Source organism: Plantactinospora sp. WMMB782 (genome assembly GCF_049179135.1).
GTDB lineage: Bacteria > Actinomycetota > Actinomycetes > Mycobacteriales > Micromonosporaceae > Plantactinospora.
Genome location: NZ_JBMHMC010000007.1, coordinates 529,797 through 544,967, shown reverse-complemented (window position 1 = coordinate 544,967; position 15,171 = coordinate 529,797). Strand labels below are relative to the sequence as shown.

The window sequence follows — 15,171 nt, the reverse complement described above, 5'->3', positions numbered from 1 at the left end:
CGCTTGTCCTGGTCGAACCAATCAGCCCCACCATGCGTTGACGTACAAGTCGTACAAGGACGGCGCCACGTAGTAGCACTGGTACTCCTCCCACTCCAGGCCGCCGCCATAGCCCTTCTCACCCCTGCTTATGCAGCTCGCAAGGTCCGTGTAGGAGGCGTAGTAGTCCCAGACCGGCCTCAGCGACTCGCTGGAAGGCGACCCGGTGTGGCTTCGGTCGACGCCGGTCGACGCCGACGCATGAGCGGCGCTACCGGTCATGGCGGTCACGGTAAGCCCTGCGACCATCAGCAGCGCGGCGAGCGCTCCCCTTGTACGCACGTCTTTCTCCTTCTCTTGTCGACTGCGGTCACCGATGCCGTGGCAGGCGGTGTCCACGATGGATACGGTCACGGCGGTACGGGTGCTGCTGGCAACGGCTCAGTACTGGTACACCCACAGTTCGGCTGTGATGCCAGTGGCATTGCGACACTCGGCGTAAAAGCCTGGCCTCGCATTCCACGTTCGGGCGTGCTCGTAGCACTGGGCCTCGGAATAGGTGCCCAGTTTCCGCCATCCTGCCGGGGTCAGGACCCGTTCGCCGGCCGACGACTGCCCGGAGACCTCGGAAGCGCTTGCGGTCATCGAGGCGCCGCCAATCGCGAGCACTGCCGAGCCGACGATCGCTGCCGCCATCAGGGTACGTCTGATCTTCATACACGTGGCTCCTTTTCTTGATTGCCTGTCCGCGAGGACTGCCGACAGCCGGTCAGGAAACTGGCTGAATCCGCCCACCATCAGGGGGACAACCCTCGGACGCTCAGCCTCGACCAGTAGCCAGCCAAGCAGTCAGCGGTTTCATTCCGGCTTCATGATGGCTTCTGCAACTCCTGACGAGAGGATGGTGGAGTGTCAGGGCTCCGGCGAAGTCGTTAGGTGATGCCGAATTAGTGCCAGTGGGCGGGTGCTGTCGCGGGCGTGGTGTCGGTTGGCGGCGGCGATGTTGGTGGTGCCGGCGGTCTGTAGTGCGCTGATGGCGGCGTTGCGTAGGGCGGCCATGACACCGTCCGGTGCCGGCGCGGATCTGGCTGCGGTCTTCGTCGTCGGTGACGTCGCGAACCCACGACCGACAACCAGGTGCCGAGCAACCAGGCACCAGGGCCGGCTGCGGCCGGCGTCAGAATGTCGAAAGCCCCCGGCCCCGGGCCCCGGGGCTCGTCATCTCAGTGGCCGCCAGCGGGACGGTCCCCACCCGCTCCGGCAACCGACCCGCTCCGGCAACCGACACCGCTCCGGCGTCCGACCGCGCTGGCCCACCCAACAGTCGTCAGACCGGGGCGGCCGAGCCCGGGAACCGTCAGGCCGGTTCGACCGTGGTGAGTCGCTGGGTGGCCCGGGAGAGCGCGACATAGAGGGTGCGCACCCCGGCCGCCGAGTCGGCCCGGATCTCCGACGGGCCGACAAGCACGACCCCGTCGTACTCCAGGCCCTTCGCCTGCATGGTGTCGACCACCGACAGGCGCGGGCCGGCGGGCTCCAGCCAGTCGGCGACCTCGGCCCGGCGGGCGGCGGAGCTGATCACCCCGACCGTCCCGTCGACCTCGGCGAGCAGTTTTGCCGCCGCCTCCCGGACCGCGTCCGGCAGCTCGGCGGCCGGCACCACCAGCTCGACCGGCTGCACCCCGGTGGCCCGGACCGCGACCGGCAGCGGCAGGTCGGGGGAGACCTCCCGGATCACCCGGGCCGCCGCCGCGAAGATCTCCGCCGAGTTGCGGTAGTTGGTGGTGAGCGTGAACTCGTGCCGGGGACGCCGGCCCAGCGCCTTGTCCCGGGCCCGGGTCAGCTCCGCCGGGTCGCCGGTCCAGGCGGTCTGCGCCGGATCGCCGACCACCGTCCAGGAGGCGAGCCGGCCGCGCCGGCCCAGCATCCGCCACTGCATCGGGGAGACGTCCTGGGCCTCGTCGACCACCACGTGCGCGTACTCGCGGTAGTCGGCGGGCCGCTCGGCGGCGGCGTCCCGGCCGGACCGGGCGGCGCGCTGCCGGTCGGCGTAGGTGGTCACCTCGCGCACCCCGCCGGTCAGCTGGTACGGGTCGCGGCGGCGCTTCGCCGGGCGGGGCGGCCGGCCGAGCAGGTGGTCGAGTTCGTCGAGCAGTGCGACATCGGCAACGGTCAGCTCCGCACCGCCCGCCGACCGGTACGCCTCGGTGAGCAGCCGGATCTCGGCGTTCGACAGGATTCCGGCGGCGTACCGGCGCAGCCGCTCCGGCCGGGCCAGCCAGGGCAGCACGTGCCGGGGATGCAGCCGGGGCCACCAGGCCCGCAGGAAGTCCCGGAACTCCTGGCGCTCGGCGATGTCGTCCTCGAAGCTCCGCTGGTCGGGCAGCCGGCCGACCCGCAGCTGCTGGGCCTGCGCCCAGAGCGCGGCGAAGATGCCGTCGAAGCCGGCCCGGCGGACCTCGTTGCGCCGGGCGCCCGGCGGCAGCGCCCGGGTCCGGATCCGCTCCAGCTCGGCGGTGGAGAGCCGGAGCAGCTCACCCCGGTAGAGCAGCCGCAGCTCGCCGGGGGCGTCCGGCACCTGGTCCCGGACCGCCCGCTCCAGCACCCGGCGCATCCGCAGCGAGCCCTTGACCGCGGCGACGGCCACCGGGTCGGTGCGGGTGGCCGCCACCTGATCGAAGAGCGAGCCGAGCGAGTGCAGGGTGGCGGCGTTCTCGCCGAGCGACGGCAGCACCGAGGCGATGTAGTCGACGAAGACGGCGGACGGGCCGACCACCAGCACCCCGCCGCCGGCGAACCTGCCCCGGTCGGAGTAGAGCAGGTAGGCGGCCCGGTGCAGGGCCACCGCCGTCTTTCCGGTGCCCGGCCCGCCGGAGACCATCGTCACCCCGCCGGCCGGGGAGCGGATCGCCTCGTCCTGCTCCTGCTGGATCGTGGCGACGATGTCCCGCATCTGCCGGCCGGTGGTCCGGGACAGGTCGGCCAGCATGGCGCCGTCGCCGACCACCCGCATCCCCTCCGGCGCCGCCGCCGGGTCGAGCAGGTCGTCGGAGATCCGGGTCACCCGCTCGCCGCTGGAGGTGATCACCCGACGGCGTACGACGCCGCGCGGTTCCGCCGCCGTGGCCTGGTAGAAGGCGGCGGCGGCCGGTGCCCGCCAGTCCACCACCAGCGGTTCGGCGTGTTCACCGCGTACGCCGAGCCGGCCGACGTGCAGCACCTGCCCGGTGCCCAGGTCCAGCCGGCCGAAGACCAGCCCCTCGTGTTCGGCGTCCAGGGTGTGCCGGCGCCGGGCGGCGTGGAAGACCATCGCGTCCCGCTCCACGAGTGCGCCGAAGTTGCCGACCCTGGCGAGCTGGTAGCCCTCCCGCTCGGCGAGTACGGCGGAGTGCCGCAACTGCGCCAGCCGGGCGTAGACCCGGTCCAGGTGACGCTGCTCGACTTCGATCTCCTGCTGAAGCGTGGTGTGGTGGTCGGTCAACGCGTCTGCTCCCGGAGATCGATCTGCGGCGACCCGGCGCGTCCGACCCCCGGGTCCGGACGCCCCGCGCGCCGAATTGCCAGGAAGCGAGGGTACGCCGTGCCGGCGCCGACCGGTTCGGCCACGCCAGGTCCGGGCGCGCTCGTGGTCGCGGTCGTGCCGGTTCAGCGTCCGGCCGCACCGGCGCGCAGGTCGGCCGTCCCGGGGGCCGGGCGCGGTACGCCGTGCGTTGCGCCGGCCCTCCTGGGCTGCTCGGAGACGATCCTGGCCCGCCTGCGCCGGTTGGCGGTGGCGGCCGCCTTCCGGGAGATCCTCCGGACCGGCCGGACCCGGTCGACGACCGAGTGCAGGGCGGCGGTGACCTCGTCGGGGCGCTCCAGCATCAGCATGTGGCCGGCGCCGGGGCAGATCGTCAGCTCGGTCGAGGGCAGCGCCTCGGTGATCGACACCGTGCAGGGTGGCGGGGTGAGCCGGTCGCGGTCGCCGACCAGGGCCGCCACCGGCAGGTCGCCGAGGGCGGTGAGCGTCTCCAGCCGGCGCTGTGCCCCGATCGAGGGCCGGAACCCGCCGATCGAGACCAGCGAGGCGCGGGCCACCGCCGAGGTGGTGAGCCGGATGTCGGCGGGGTCGCAGTCGTCGCCGAAGAGCAGCCAGCGCAGCGTCGGGCGGAGCACGTGCAGCAGGGGCGGCGGGGTGCGCCAGCCGCCGAACCGGGCGAGTACCCCGGCACAGTTGGTCTCGGCGATCCGGATCAGCCGGGCCAGCGGTGCGGGTACGCCGTAGCAGGTGTGCGTGTGGCCCTCGGCGGTGGTGGCCACCAGGACGAGTCCGGCGACCCGGCGGGCGAAGTCGCCCGGGTGCCGGTGGGCGTACTCCATCACCGTCATGCCGCCCATCGAGTGCCCGGCCAGCACCACCGGCCCGGTCGGGGCCACCTGGGCGAGTACCTCGGCGAGGTCGTCGCCGAGCTGGTCGAGGGTGGCCGTGCCCAGCGTGCTGGGTCCGGAGCGGCCGTGCCCGCGCGCGTCGTACCGGACCACCCGTACGGCGTCGCCGTACCGCTGGCGCAGCGCGTCGACCTGGCGGTGCCAGGTGCGCCCGTCCAGGGTCCAGCCGTGCAGCAGCACCACCGTCAGCGGCGCGGACTCCGGGCCCGAGACGTCGACGTGCAGCCGTACGCCGTCGGTGAGCCGTACCGAGGCCGGATCGGGCATGGTCACCTCCGCGTCGAGCCCGGTGGCCGGGCGCCACGGGATCAGGGATACCCGCCCGGCGTCCCGGCGAATCATCCCGCGGTCCGGACCGGCCGGAGTCGTCGGTCGGAGTCTCGGCCGGAGCCGTCGGCCGGACAGGTGCGGGACTGGTGCCGGACAGGTGAACGCCCCGACGCGGGATGATCCCGGTCGGGGCGTTACGGATGGTGCGCTGGACTGCGTGCCGGTGCGGCTCAGGCCTCGAAGACGCCGGCCTCGACCAGCCGCTTCTCGGTGGTGTCCCAGCCGTCGGCCGGGTACGTCGCGGCCAGGTTGTTCAGCTCGGCACGGAGCTTGGCGGCGTGCCCGGCACCGGCCAGCACCCGGATCTCCTCGACGAAGGCCTCGGAGTCGGTGCGCAGGTGCGAGGTCTTGCCGTTGGTCAGGTTCCGCACGTAGGCGTGCTTGCCGCCGTTGAGCGGGATGAGGTACTTGAACTCGCCGAGCACGCTCAGGGCGCCACCCTGGCCTGCCTGGCCGGCACGGACGGATGCGCGCGCGGTCTTGGAGGTGTTGCTCGCCACGGGGGTACTCCTTGAAGACGTACGGGAGGACTTGGGAAGTCCGAGGGGACAAGCCTGAGCGGCAGACGCCGCCGGGCAAATTTTACACGACCACGGCGATGGCCGGACGGCTACCGCCACTGACGTGCGGTCCAACTACCGTCACCGGTACGGCTATTCCCCCGGGGCAGTTTCGTGAATCCCTGGCGTACCATCCGTCACAAGCGTCATCATGTGTTCCAGCAATCACACGAGATCACCCGCCGAGGTCGAGGTCGTAGGGGAAGACGCACCTCGCTCTCCGGGAGGTCACCGTGCCAACGCGTGGCGTCGTATACGTCCACTCGACCCCACTCGCCGTGTGTCAGCACGTCGAGTGGGCGATCGCGCGCGTCCTCACCGCGCCGGTCACCCTGCACTGGACGGCCCAGCCGGTCGATCCGGGCGCCCGTCGGGCGGAGTGCGGGTGGTCCGGCCGGCCAGGGACCGGCGCGGAGCTGGCGGCTGCCCTGAGACAGTGGCCGATGATCCGCTTCGAGGTCACCGAGGAGCCGAGTCCCGGCGTCGACGGTGAGCGTTTCATGTACGTGCCCGGCCGGGGGCTCTTCCGGGCCACCACCGGAGCGGCCGGCGACATCCAGCTCGGCGAGGACCGGCTGCGCGCGATCATGGCGTCGGCCCGCGCCCCGGAGGCGCTGGCGCACGCGCTCGACAAGGCGATGGGTACCGCCTGGGACGCCGAGCTGGAGCCCTACCGGTACGCCGGTGACGGTGCCCCGGTCACCCTGCTCACCCGGGTCGGCTGAGCCGGCGGTCCGTCCCGACGAGCGCGGCTGGCCGCGTCGGGTCGGCGAGCTACGGCCGGCCGTGTGGGTCGGTGAGCTGCGGCCGGCCGTGTGGGTCGGTCACGTCGGCAGAGCGGCCCGGACCGGCCCCCGCGCTGGTCCGGGGCGGGGCGTACCCCGGTCCGCCGGGTCCTTGGTCAAGTTGCCCGGCCGGTGCCGGGCTGGTGGGATAGCGGGCGTGTCGACTCCCCTCCGGCGCGCTCGGATCGTGCTTCCCCTCGTCAGCGGCCTGATCGTCACCGCCCTGGTCGTCTCCGGCTGCGCCGGCTCGCGGCAGCCGCAGACGCCGGCCGCGCCCGGGTCGCCGTCGTCGTCGCCGACCGCCGCCGCGGTCACGCCCTCACCGGACCCGGCGGTCCGGGCGGCGCAGCTGGCCGGCACCCTCGCCGACGAGGACCTGGTCGGCCAGGTCCTGATGCCGTACGCCTACGGCAGCTCGGCGACGAAGGTCTCCGGCGGCTCGGCGGCCGGCAACCGGAAGTTGGCCGGGGTCGAGACACCGGCCGAGATGATCGCGAAGTACCGGCTGGGCGGGCTGATCCTGGTCGGCTTCTCCGCCGACGACCCGACCAGCGACACCCAGCCGACCACGAACGTCGACAACCCGGCGCAGGTACGCGAGCTGACCGCCGGCATCCAGGCCGCCGCCGGAAAACTGCCGGCCGGTGCCGCCGGTGCGCTGATCGGCATCGACCAGGAGTTCGGGGTGGTCACCCGGATCTCCGAAGGGGTGACCAACCTGCCCAGCCCGATGGCCTTCGGCGCGGCCGGCGACCCGGCGCTCACCGAGTCGGCCTGGCGGGCCGCCGGCACCGAACTCGCCGCCCTCGGGGTGAACGTCGACTTCGCGCCCAGCGCCGACGTACTCGAGGCGAACAGCAGGGTGATCGGCTCCCGGTCGTACGGGTCGGACCCGAAGGCGGCCGGAGCGCAGGTCGGCGCCGCCGTACGCGGGCTACAGGGCGCGGGCGTCGGGGCCACCCTCAAGCACTTCCCCGGGCACGGGCAGACCGCCGCCGACTCGCACAAGGGCCTGCCGGTGGTCACCGCCGACCGGAAGAAGCTGGAGTCGACCGCGCTGCCCCCGTTCGCGGCCGGGATCGACGCCGGGGCCTGGCTGGTGATGGCCGGGCACCTCGACGTGCGGGCCGTCGACCCGGGGGTGCCGGCCACCTTCTCCCGCAAGCTGCTCACCGACGTGCTGCGCGGGCAGCTCAAGTTCAGCGGCGTGCTGGTGACCGACGCGATGGACATGGCGGCGGTGGCGAAGCAGCCGCCGGGGACGACCGCCGTGCGGGCGTTGAACGCCGGCAACGACCTGGTGCTGATGCCGCCGAACGTGACCCAGGCGTACGACGGGGTGCTGGCCGCGCTGCGGGACGGCTCGCTGCCCCGGGCCCGGTTGCTGGAGGCGGTGACCCGGGTGCTGACGCTGAAGTTCCGGCTGGCCGGGCAGCCCCGGCCGGAGATGGGCACGGTGAACAGCGCCGGCCACCAGGAGGCCGCCCGGCGGGCGGCGGCGGCGTCGGTCACGCTGCTGCGCGGCAGCTGCGCCGCGCCGCTGCTGACCGGGCCGGTGACGGTGACCGCGGCCGGCGGCCGGGAACGCAGCCGGGACCGGCTCAAGGAGGCGCTCCGGGCCGCCGGGGTCCGGGTCACCCCGTCCGGCGGTGCCGTGGTGCACCTCGTCGGGTACGGCGACGGCACCGGTGACCTGCGCGCCGACGCGGCGGTGACGGTGGCGATGGACACCCCGTACCTGCTCGGCAAGGCCGGCTCGAAGGTGCTGCTGGCGACGTACTCGTCGACTCCGGCGGCGTTGGCCGCGCTCGCCGACGTGCTGGCCGGCCGGGCCCGGCCCACCGGGCGCTCCCCGGTGCCGGTCGGCAAGCTGCCCCGGACCACCTGCTCCTGACTCGTCGACGAAACCCGGGCGAACCGCCCCGGTGACCCCCGGCCGCTGGTGAGCTCGGTCACTGGACCGGCTGGTAGCGTTCGACTGTCCGAAGATCTCGCGAGACGGGGGTGTACGGCGGTGACTGGCCGGGTGCCGACCCTCTCCGTGGTCGTGCCGATCTACAACGAGGAGAGCGTCCTCCCGTTGCTGGCCGAACGGCTGCGGCCGGTGCTGGACGGGCTCGGCGAGCCGTACGAGGTGGTCGCCGTCGACGACGGCAGCACCGACGCCACCCCGGTGGTGCTGGTCGGGATGCGGCGCGGCTGGCCGCAACTGCGGATCGTCCGGTTGCGCCGCAACAGCGGTCACCAGGCGGCACTCATCGCCGGGCTGTTCCGGGCCCGGGGCGGCTACGTCGCCAGCATCGACGCCGACCTCCAGGACCCGCCGGAGGTACTCGTCGAGATGCTGCGGCTGGCCCGGACCGAGGGCCTGGACATCGTCTACGGAGTACGCGCCGACCGCTCCACCGACACCCGCTTCAAGCGCTCCACCGCCGGGCTGTACTACCGGCTGGTGCGCCGGCTCGTCGGCAACGCCGTACCGGCCCAGGCGGGTGACTTCCGGCTGCTCAGCCGGGCCACCGTGGAAGCCCTGCGGGAGCTGCCCGAACGCCGCCCGGTGCTCCGGCTGGTGGTGCCCTGGCTGGGCTTTCCCAGCGGCGAGGTGAGTTACGTCCGCGAGGCGCGGGCGGCCGGCAACACCAAGTACTCGCTGTCCCGGATGTTCCGGCTGGCCACCGACAGCATCACCAGCTTCTCCGAGGCGCCGCTGCGGGTGGCGACCTGGCTCGGTGCCGGCGGGATGCTGCTCTGCACGGTCATGGTGGTCTTCGCGATCGTCATGTACTTCCGCGACTCCACGGTCACCGGCTGGGCCTCGCTCTACGTGGCGGTGCTCTTCCTCGGCGCCGTCCAGTTGCTCTGTCTCGGGCTGCTCGGCGAGTACATCGCCCGGATCTACGCGGCGGTACAGGGCCGGCCGGCGTACTTCGTCGGCTCGGACACCGCCGAGGCGGTGGTCGACGGGCCCGACCCGGCCGAGGGGCTCGACCCGGTCGAGCCGGTCGTGGTCGAGCGGGTCGAGGCGGTCGAGACGGTCGCGGAGGTCGAGCAGGAGGTGGCTCCGGTCTCCGCCGCTCCGGCGGCGCCGCCGGCCGGTCCGGGCACCCCGGCCGCCCGGGACGGCGGCGTACGGGTGGTCCGGTGACCGCTACCGAAGCGGCGGTGGCGGACTCCGCCACCCCGGCCGCACCGGCGCGGGCCGCCGCACTGCTCCGCTGGGCGCCGCTGCTGGTCGGCACCGGTTACTTCGCCGCGGTACTGCTGGCCGCCGACACCGCCGCCACCGACCTGCTCCGGTACGCCGGCTACCTGCTGCTGGCCCTGATCCTCCCGGGCACCCTGGTCTACCGGGCGCTGCGCCGCCGGCCGCACACCCTGGTCGAGGACGTGGCGATGGGCGCCGCCGTCGGGCTGGTGCTGGAACTGCCCGCCTGGGCGCTGTACGCCTGGCTCGGCCTGGCCGGCTGGCTCTGGACCTGGCCGGCGGCGATCGTCGCGGTATTCCTGGCGGTGCCCCGACTGCGCCGGCACTGGCTGGTCCGGAACTACCCCCGGCGGGCCCCGGTGGGCTGGTCCTGGACGGTGGCCGGGGCGGTGGCCTTCTTCACCAGCTATCTGTCCAGCACCTTCCTGGAACGCAACCCGGTGCTGCCCACCTCGGAGGAGACCCACCAGTACCTCGACCTCGCCTACCAGCTCTCGCTGGCCGGCGAGGCGAAGCACCAGTTCCCGATCCACCTGCCGCAGGTCGCCGCCGAACGGCTCGACTACCACTGGTTCGGCTACGTGCACATGGCCGCGACCAGCCTGGTCGGCGGGATCGACCTGCCGGTGGTGGCGCTGCGGCTGACCATCCCGGCGCTCTGCGCGGCGGCGATCGTGCTCACCGCCGTACTCGGCTGGCGGGTCAGCGGCCGGCCGGCGGTCGGTGCGGTCGCGGCGGTGCTCTTCTTCGTGATCGGCGAGACCAACTTCACCGACCCGGTGACCATGCCGTTCGGCACCCAGGCGTCCTTCGTGATCTGGCACGGCATGTCGATGATCTACAGCTGGGTGCTGCTTATCGCGCTGATCGCCGTACTCGCCGACGTGGTGGACCGGCGTCCGGACCGGCCGGTCGCGGCGATCGGCCGGGGTGCGTTCGTGCTCGCCCCGCTGCTGATGCTCGCCTCCAGCGGGGCGAAGGCCAGCTCCCTGCCGGTGGTCGGGCTGGCCCTGGCGTTCACCGCGCTCGTGCTGCTGGTCGCCACCCGGCGGATCCCGTGGGCGGTGGTGGGTGCCGGACTGGCCACCGCCGCCGCGCAGCTCTTCGCCACCGCCGTGCTCTACCGGTTCAAGGCGTACGGGATGGGGGTCGATCCGCTGGCCAACAGCCTGGAGCCGTACTGGACGCCGCCGCCGGGCGGCTGGCCGTTGCCGCTTGCCTACCTCGCCGTGGTCGCCGCCTTCCTGGTGAACATGCAGCTGCGGGTGGTGGGCATCGTGCCGCTGCTCTGGCTGCGCCGGGGGCGGCTCGAGCCGGTGCAGTGGTTCCTGCTCGGCGGTGCGCTGGCCGGTCCGCTGCTCTACCTGCTGCTGAACCAGCCGGGCGGGGCGAACCAGTACTTCACCCGGGCCGGCTTCACCTTCGCGGTCGTCCTCTCCGCCTGGGGCTACCTGCTGGTGGCCGACCGGGCCGGGCTGACCCGGCGGTCCGGCACGGTGCTCGGGCTGGGCGCCCTGGCCCTGGCCGGCGTGCTGGTGGCGGTCCAGTTCCGCTATGCCGGGCCGGCGGACGGGCAGACCATGTTCGACTGGCTGCGCCCGCTGCTGTGGTGGTCGGGTGCGCTCGCCGTGCTGGCGGTGGTCGCCGCCGGGATCTGGCTGCCGGCAGGTCTCGGCATCCAGGCGCTGCACCGGCGGGGCGCGATCGCCCTGCTCACCGCCGTCCTGGTGGTCGGGGCACCCGGCCTGCTGATGGACATGCGCAAGTCGGAACGCTCCCCGAACGGCGGCGCGTACGCGAACATCTCGCTGCCGAAGAGCCGGGTCGACGCCGCCCGGTGGGCCCGGGACCACAGTGCACCCGGCGACGTGCTGGCGACGAACGTGCACTGCCTGGCGGTGGTGAACGGCTGGTGCGACGCGCGCTCGTTCTGGCTCAGCGCGTACGCCGAGCGCCGGGTGCTGGTCGAGGGCTGGGGGTTCGCGCCCCGGGTCGCGTCGTCGGGGGCGTACACCCCGTTCTGGGACCAGGAGCTGCTGCGGCGCAACGACGAGGCGTTCACCTCCCCGACCGAGGCCGGCCTGCGGGAGCTGCGCGACCGGCACTCCGTGCGGTGGCTGGTGGTGGACCGGTCGGTGGGGGTGGAGTCGCCGGAGCTGGGCTGGCTGGCCCGGCTGCGCTACGACAACGGCCGGATGGCCGTCTACCAGCTGCGCTGAACCGCCGTCCGCCGGGGGCGGTTCAGCCGAAGCCGTCGGCGCGGATGCGGCCCAGGAAGGCGGACCATGGGCCGGTTGCGAAGCGTAGTTGCACCGACGGGTCCTTCGAGTCCCTGACGGCGACCACTTCACGCAGGGTGAGTGTGGCTTCCACGCAGTTGCCCTCGATGCTCCGGGAACTCCTCCGCCAGATGATCTCGGGCTGCTCTGACGCCACCAACGTGCCTCCTCGCCGTGGCGCGGCCCTCAGCGCCGCTGTTCGGATGCCCCCACAACGAACTCAGCGGGCCGCTCAGACCGCCTTTGGAAATCGGGGCCGCTGGATGCGAGGGGATTCCAGATTCCGCCAGTGTAAGGAGGACGGCGAGGCAGAATCCAGCGCGGAGGCGTTGGCCACTGTCGATCTGGGCAGGTCATCACGGGTGCCCACTATCTGACACCGCCGGGGCGAGTGATCTTGTCGTTCCGGGGAGACGGAACGGGCGGAGGACTCTATGCTGGGGGCCAGGACGAGGAGGCCGTGTTGTATCTCGGGAAGCGATGAGCGTGAAGGCCAGAGGAGAGATCAGCGGGCGAACTGGTGTTCGACGGTATCCTCCGAACGGCCGAAGTTCATCGACGAATGACGACGATCCCTCGGCTCTGCGCCTCGCGGTCTACGGCGTGGCAACCGGCATGGCGGCACTGCTCACCGCAGAGCTATTGGCGCGGGCACTCGGCAATCTCGGCGGTGCGGCGAAAGTCGTTACCTTCGCCGTAACGGTGGCACTTGTCAGTGCAGCCGGGGGGATCTATTCCACTCCGGTCCTGAATCACGTTCGGGAAGTCGAGGCGCGGGTTCGGCGGATGCATCGCTGACCCGGCGCTGTTCGGCCCGGCTCTGCGCGACCTTCGTGATGGTCCGGCAGACCATCGTCACGACGCCGCCGCCGACCACGATCAGGACCTTCAACGAGTCGAGCCAGCCGAAGAGGAAGCCCAGGCAGGCGGTGACAGCAACCATTATCGCTATCGCCCGGAACAGCTTCCAACTGTCGCCGACCGCCTCGCGCAGCACCCCCGCGGCCCACGACTCCGACGGCCCGCCGGCCGGCCGGCCCGGGGGCACCGGGGTGGTCACGGTCGTACTCCGGGCAGCTTGTAACGCCGGGCCGGCGCTGGCCGGCCCGGACACACCGGTCGCCGAGCGGGCGTCGAGGTGGTGGTCACTGGGTCACTCCGTGGGGAGAGGGCGGAGGCGCGTCGACCGGCCCGGCAATCGGCGACCCGCCAGAACACGGTGCTAGCCCACCGTTCGGCTTGTGGTTTCCCACTCCACGTCCGCGAGGGTGACCGCGCGGGCCCGGAGTTGGTCGAACACCTTCACAAACTGGTCGACCTTGTCGGGTTGGTCCCGGGTCGACAGTTCCCCCGCGCTGTTCTCCATGTAGAGCAGTGAATCGCCGTACGGCTCGGGCAGTTCCAGCACCACGAAGCCCCCCTGGAGCCCCGGGTGCGCGCCCCGGCTCGACGGCAGTACGCGTACGTCGACATTCGGCACCTCGGCGAGTTCCGCGAGATGCGCCAGTTGGTCGGTCATCAGGTCGGGCTGTCCGCTCTCCGCGCCGACGGCACGGCGGAGGATCCCCTCGTTGAGGATGAATTCCGCCTTGACGGCGTCGGACTCCTGGATCAGCAGCCGCTTGCGTTCCATCCGGACCCGGACCTTCCGCTCGATCACGTGCTCGACCTCCCTGCGGTCCCGCACCGGCAGGGAATCGACCATCCGCACGGCCCGCAGGGTCGCCCGGGCGTATTCCGGAGTTTGCAGCGGTCCGGGGACGACATTCGACTCGTAGTGCATGATGTGGTCCGCCAGTCCCTCGAATTCGAGGAAGTGGAGGAATTCCCTGGCGAAGATGTCACGGTATTCGGCGAAGTTCTGCTGGCGCGCGGTCTTGGCCATGTCGAGCAGCTCGGCGACGGCTTTCGGGTCGTCCAACCCATAGACCTGGAGCAGTGCCCCGAGGTCGGTGCGGGTAATTGCGACCTCGCCGAGTTCGATCCGGTTCACCTTGGACTGCGACCAGTCGAGCCGGTTGGCCACGTCGGTCTGGGTGAGGTCTGCCTGGGCGCGCAGCTGGCGGAGTCTCCGGGTCAATCTTCGACGCTCCGCAGCGGATCGTGGACGCTCAGTCATCACCATGGGTCCTCGCGTAGAGTAGTTTGATCATCGGGTTACCCGTCCTGCATACAGCTTACCGCCGTATGCGGTCCGGGTTATTCGTGGCGCCCGCGCGGAAAGGCGTGGTGACCTGCGTCACTCGGGCTGCCGTACCTGACCATCGACTGTGGAGCCGCCATGGTGTGTCCTCCCACGGCTCGCCGTTGCCTACTCAGAGTTGCGGACGTTCTGCCTGCCGTTCCCCGAGGGTCGCTCCGGGACGTCGGGCAACCGGACCTGATGTACCCAGGCTACGCGTCGTCGTACCGGGCGTAACACCGGGATGGCTCTGTGGATTCCTCCGCAGCCAGGAAAGCGTTCACCCGGCCCCTCGTCGCACTATTGCAAAAGTCTTGCAGAGGCTTATCCGTGGCGCGGACGCGGCAGATGTCCGGAATGGACTACCGGTCACAACCTTTCGAGATCGTCGGCCGCCGCCCGGGTGGCCGGATGCTCGGAGCCGAGAATACGTTGTCGCGCCGTGTGCACGGCGGAGAGATTGGCGAGCGCCGACTCCCGGCGCCCCTGGGCGTACTCCAGGAGTGCGAACCCGTGCCGGACCTGGAGAGTGCTGGGATGCTCCGCCCCGAGGAACTGCCGGCACCCCTGCAGCGCCAGCCGGTACTCCGCGTCCGCCTCGGGTGCCCGGCCCTGCCGGACGAGCAGGTCCGCCAGCGCGTACCGGGTCAGCGGGGTGTCCGGATGGGACTCGCCGAGCACCGTCGTCCGCTCGTCGAGTACGGCCCGGAACTCGGCCTCGGCCTCCGGCCAGCGTCCCCGGTCGGCGACGACCCCGGCCAGGCTGCACCTGGTCCGCAGGGTCTCCGGGTTCGCCGCGCCGAGCTGCTCCGTCCGGGCCTTCAACACCGCCCGGTACGCCGACTCCGCCTGCTCCAGCAGCCCCTGCTCCCACAGCACCGCCGCCCGGTAGTAGCGGGCGGCCAGCCGCTCGGGGTCGTCCTCGAAGAGCCCGACCTGCCGGTGCAGCCGGTCCACCTCGTCCAGCAGCCGGGCCGCGTCCGCCGTCCGGCCCAGGTGCAGGAGCAGCAGGATCCGGTCGCAGTGCACAACCGCCGCCACCCGGTCCAGCTCGCGCAGCGCGTCGGGATAGCTGCCCCGCTTCTCCAGTTCGGCCGCGGTGTCGTACCGCCGGGTCAGCGGACCTGGCGACAGTCGCGGCCCGCCGGGCGGGGTCCGCGGCCCGACCTCCACCGCCGCCCGCTCGGACCGCCCGACCTCCAGGGTCTCGGCCAGGTCCTGCCGGCCGACGGCGGCCAGGGCCCCCGGCAACTCGTCGAGCCGCCTGCGCGCCTGCAACCAGCGCCAGATGCCCTGCGGCTCGTCGCCACGGGGGAACCGGTCCTGCTCCGGCCCGTCGATCCCGAGCTGGACGCAGAGCTCCGGCCAACTGGTGTGCAGCCGGCCGTAGAACTCCCGCTCGGCTGCGGCGGTGAAGCCCACC

13 protein-coding genes are annotated in these 15,171 nt (G+C 72.3%); 4 read left to right on the top strand and 9 right to left on the bottom strand.

What is annotated here, in order from left to right; all coding sequences use genetic code 11:
• Nucleotides 1-21: 21 nt before the first annotated feature.
• From ACN28A_RS04325 to ACN28A_RS04305, 5 genes are all read right to left on the bottom strand, one after another.
• Entirely contained in the window at nucleotides 22-393 is a 372-nt protein-coding gene (locus ACN28A_RS04325) for a hypothetical protein (RefSeq protein WP_421392543.1), read from the bottom strand.
• 27 nt (nucleotides 394-420) lie between these two features.
• Nucleotides 421-696, bottom strand: a complete 276-nt coding sequence (locus ACN28A_RS04320) for a hypothetical protein (RefSeq protein WP_421392540.1) — start codon at nucleotides 694-696, stop codon at nucleotides 421-423.
• A 640-nt stretch (nucleotides 697-1,336) separates the two neighbouring features.
• Nucleotides 1,337-3,460 carry a HelD family protein gene (locus ACN28A_RS04315; RefSeq protein WP_421392538.1) on the bottom strand — a complete coding sequence of 708 codons (2,124 nt, stop codon included), beginning with the start codon at nucleotides 3,458-3,460 and terminating at the stop codon, nucleotides 1,337-1,339.
• 164 nt (nucleotides 3,461-3,624) lie between these two features.
• Complete coding sequence (locus ACN28A_RS04310) at nucleotides 3,625-4,674, bottom strand: alpha/beta fold hydrolase (protein ID WP_421404137.1); 1,050 nt, start codon at nucleotides 4,672-4,674, stop codon at nucleotides 3,625-3,627.
• Between the two features lie 233 nt (nucleotides 4,675-4,907).
• The gene (locus ACN28A_RS04305) at nucleotides 4,908-5,237 is read right to left on the bottom strand and encodes a hypothetical protein (RefSeq protein WP_278063448.1); all 330 of its coding nucleotides are present in this window, start codon (nucleotides 5,235-5,237) and stop codon (nucleotides 4,908-4,910) included.
• A gap of 293 nt (nucleotides 5,238-5,530) precedes the next feature.
• On the opposite strand from ACN28A_RS04305, the gene ACN28A_RS04300 reads away from it, so the two are divergent.
• From ACN28A_RS04300 to ACN28A_RS04285, 4 genes are all read left to right on the top strand, one after another.
• Nucleotides 5,531-6,022 (top strand): DUF3145 domain-containing protein, encoded by a 492-nt coding sequence (locus ACN28A_RS04300; protein ID WP_421392535.1) that lies wholly within the window; start codon nucleotides 5,531-5,533, stop codon nucleotides 6,020-6,022.
• Between the two features lie 217 nt (nucleotides 6,023-6,239).
• A complete protein-coding gene (locus ACN28A_RS04295; RefSeq protein WP_421392533.1) occupies nucleotides 6,240-7,976 on the top strand; it encodes a glycoside hydrolase family 3 protein in 1,737 nt (578 codons plus the stop codon).
• 120 nt (nucleotides 7,977-8,096) lie between these two features.
• Nucleotides 8,097-9,227 (top strand): glycosyltransferase family 2 protein, encoded by a 1,131-nt coding sequence (locus tag ACN28A_RS04290; protein WP_421392531.1) that lies wholly within the window; start codon nucleotides 8,097-8,099, stop codon nucleotides 9,225-9,227.
• Nucleotides 9,224-11,506, top strand: a complete 2,283-nt coding sequence (locus ACN28A_RS04285; RefSeq protein WP_421392529.1) for a hypothetical protein — start codon at nucleotides 9,224-9,226, stop codon at nucleotides 11,504-11,506. The genes ACN28A_RS04290 and ACN28A_RS04285 overlap by 4 nt, the downstream gene beginning before the upstream one ends.
• Nucleotides 11,507-11,528: 22 nt before the next feature.
• Here the strand turns inward: ACN28A_RS04285 and ACN28A_RS04280 are convergent, their stop codons facing one another.
• From ACN28A_RS04280 to ACN28A_RS04265, 4 genes are all read right to left on the bottom strand, one after another.
• Nucleotides 11,529-11,723: a DUF397 domain-containing protein gene (locus tag ACN28A_RS04280; RefSeq protein WP_421392528.1), complete on the bottom strand. Its 195-nt coding sequence runs from the start codon at nucleotides 11,721-11,723 to the stop codon at nucleotides 11,529-11,531.
• Nucleotides 11,724-12,278: 555 nt separating this feature from the next.
• Complete coding sequence (locus tag ACN28A_RS04275) at nucleotides 12,279-12,626, bottom strand: hypothetical protein (protein ID WP_421392525.1); 348 nt, start codon at nucleotides 12,624-12,626, stop codon at nucleotides 12,279-12,281.
• 162 nt (nucleotides 12,627-12,788) lie between these two features.
• Complete coding sequence (locus tag ACN28A_RS04270; protein WP_421392524.1) at nucleotides 12,789-13,646, bottom strand: helix-turn-helix domain-containing protein; 858 nt, start codon at nucleotides 13,644-13,646, stop codon at nucleotides 12,789-12,791.
• A gap of 471 nt (nucleotides 13,647-14,117) precedes the next feature.
• Nucleotides 14,118-15,170: a tetratricopeptide repeat protein gene (locus ACN28A_RS04265; RefSeq protein ID WP_421392522.1), complete on the bottom strand. Its 1,053-nt coding sequence runs from the start codon at nucleotides 15,168-15,170 to the stop codon at nucleotides 14,118-14,120.
• Nucleotide 15,171: the final 1 nt, after the last annotated feature.

Excerpts from the sequence above, each read along its gene's own strand:
- ACN28A_RS04320 (WP_421392540.1), bottom strand. The coding sequence starts at position 696 with ATGAAGATCAGACGTACCCTGATGGCGGCAGCGATCGTCGGCTCGGCA.
- ACN28A_RS04310 (WP_421404137.1), bottom strand. The coding sequence starts at position 4,674 with ATGCCCGATCCGGCCTCGGTACGGCTCACCGACGGCGTACGGCTGCAC.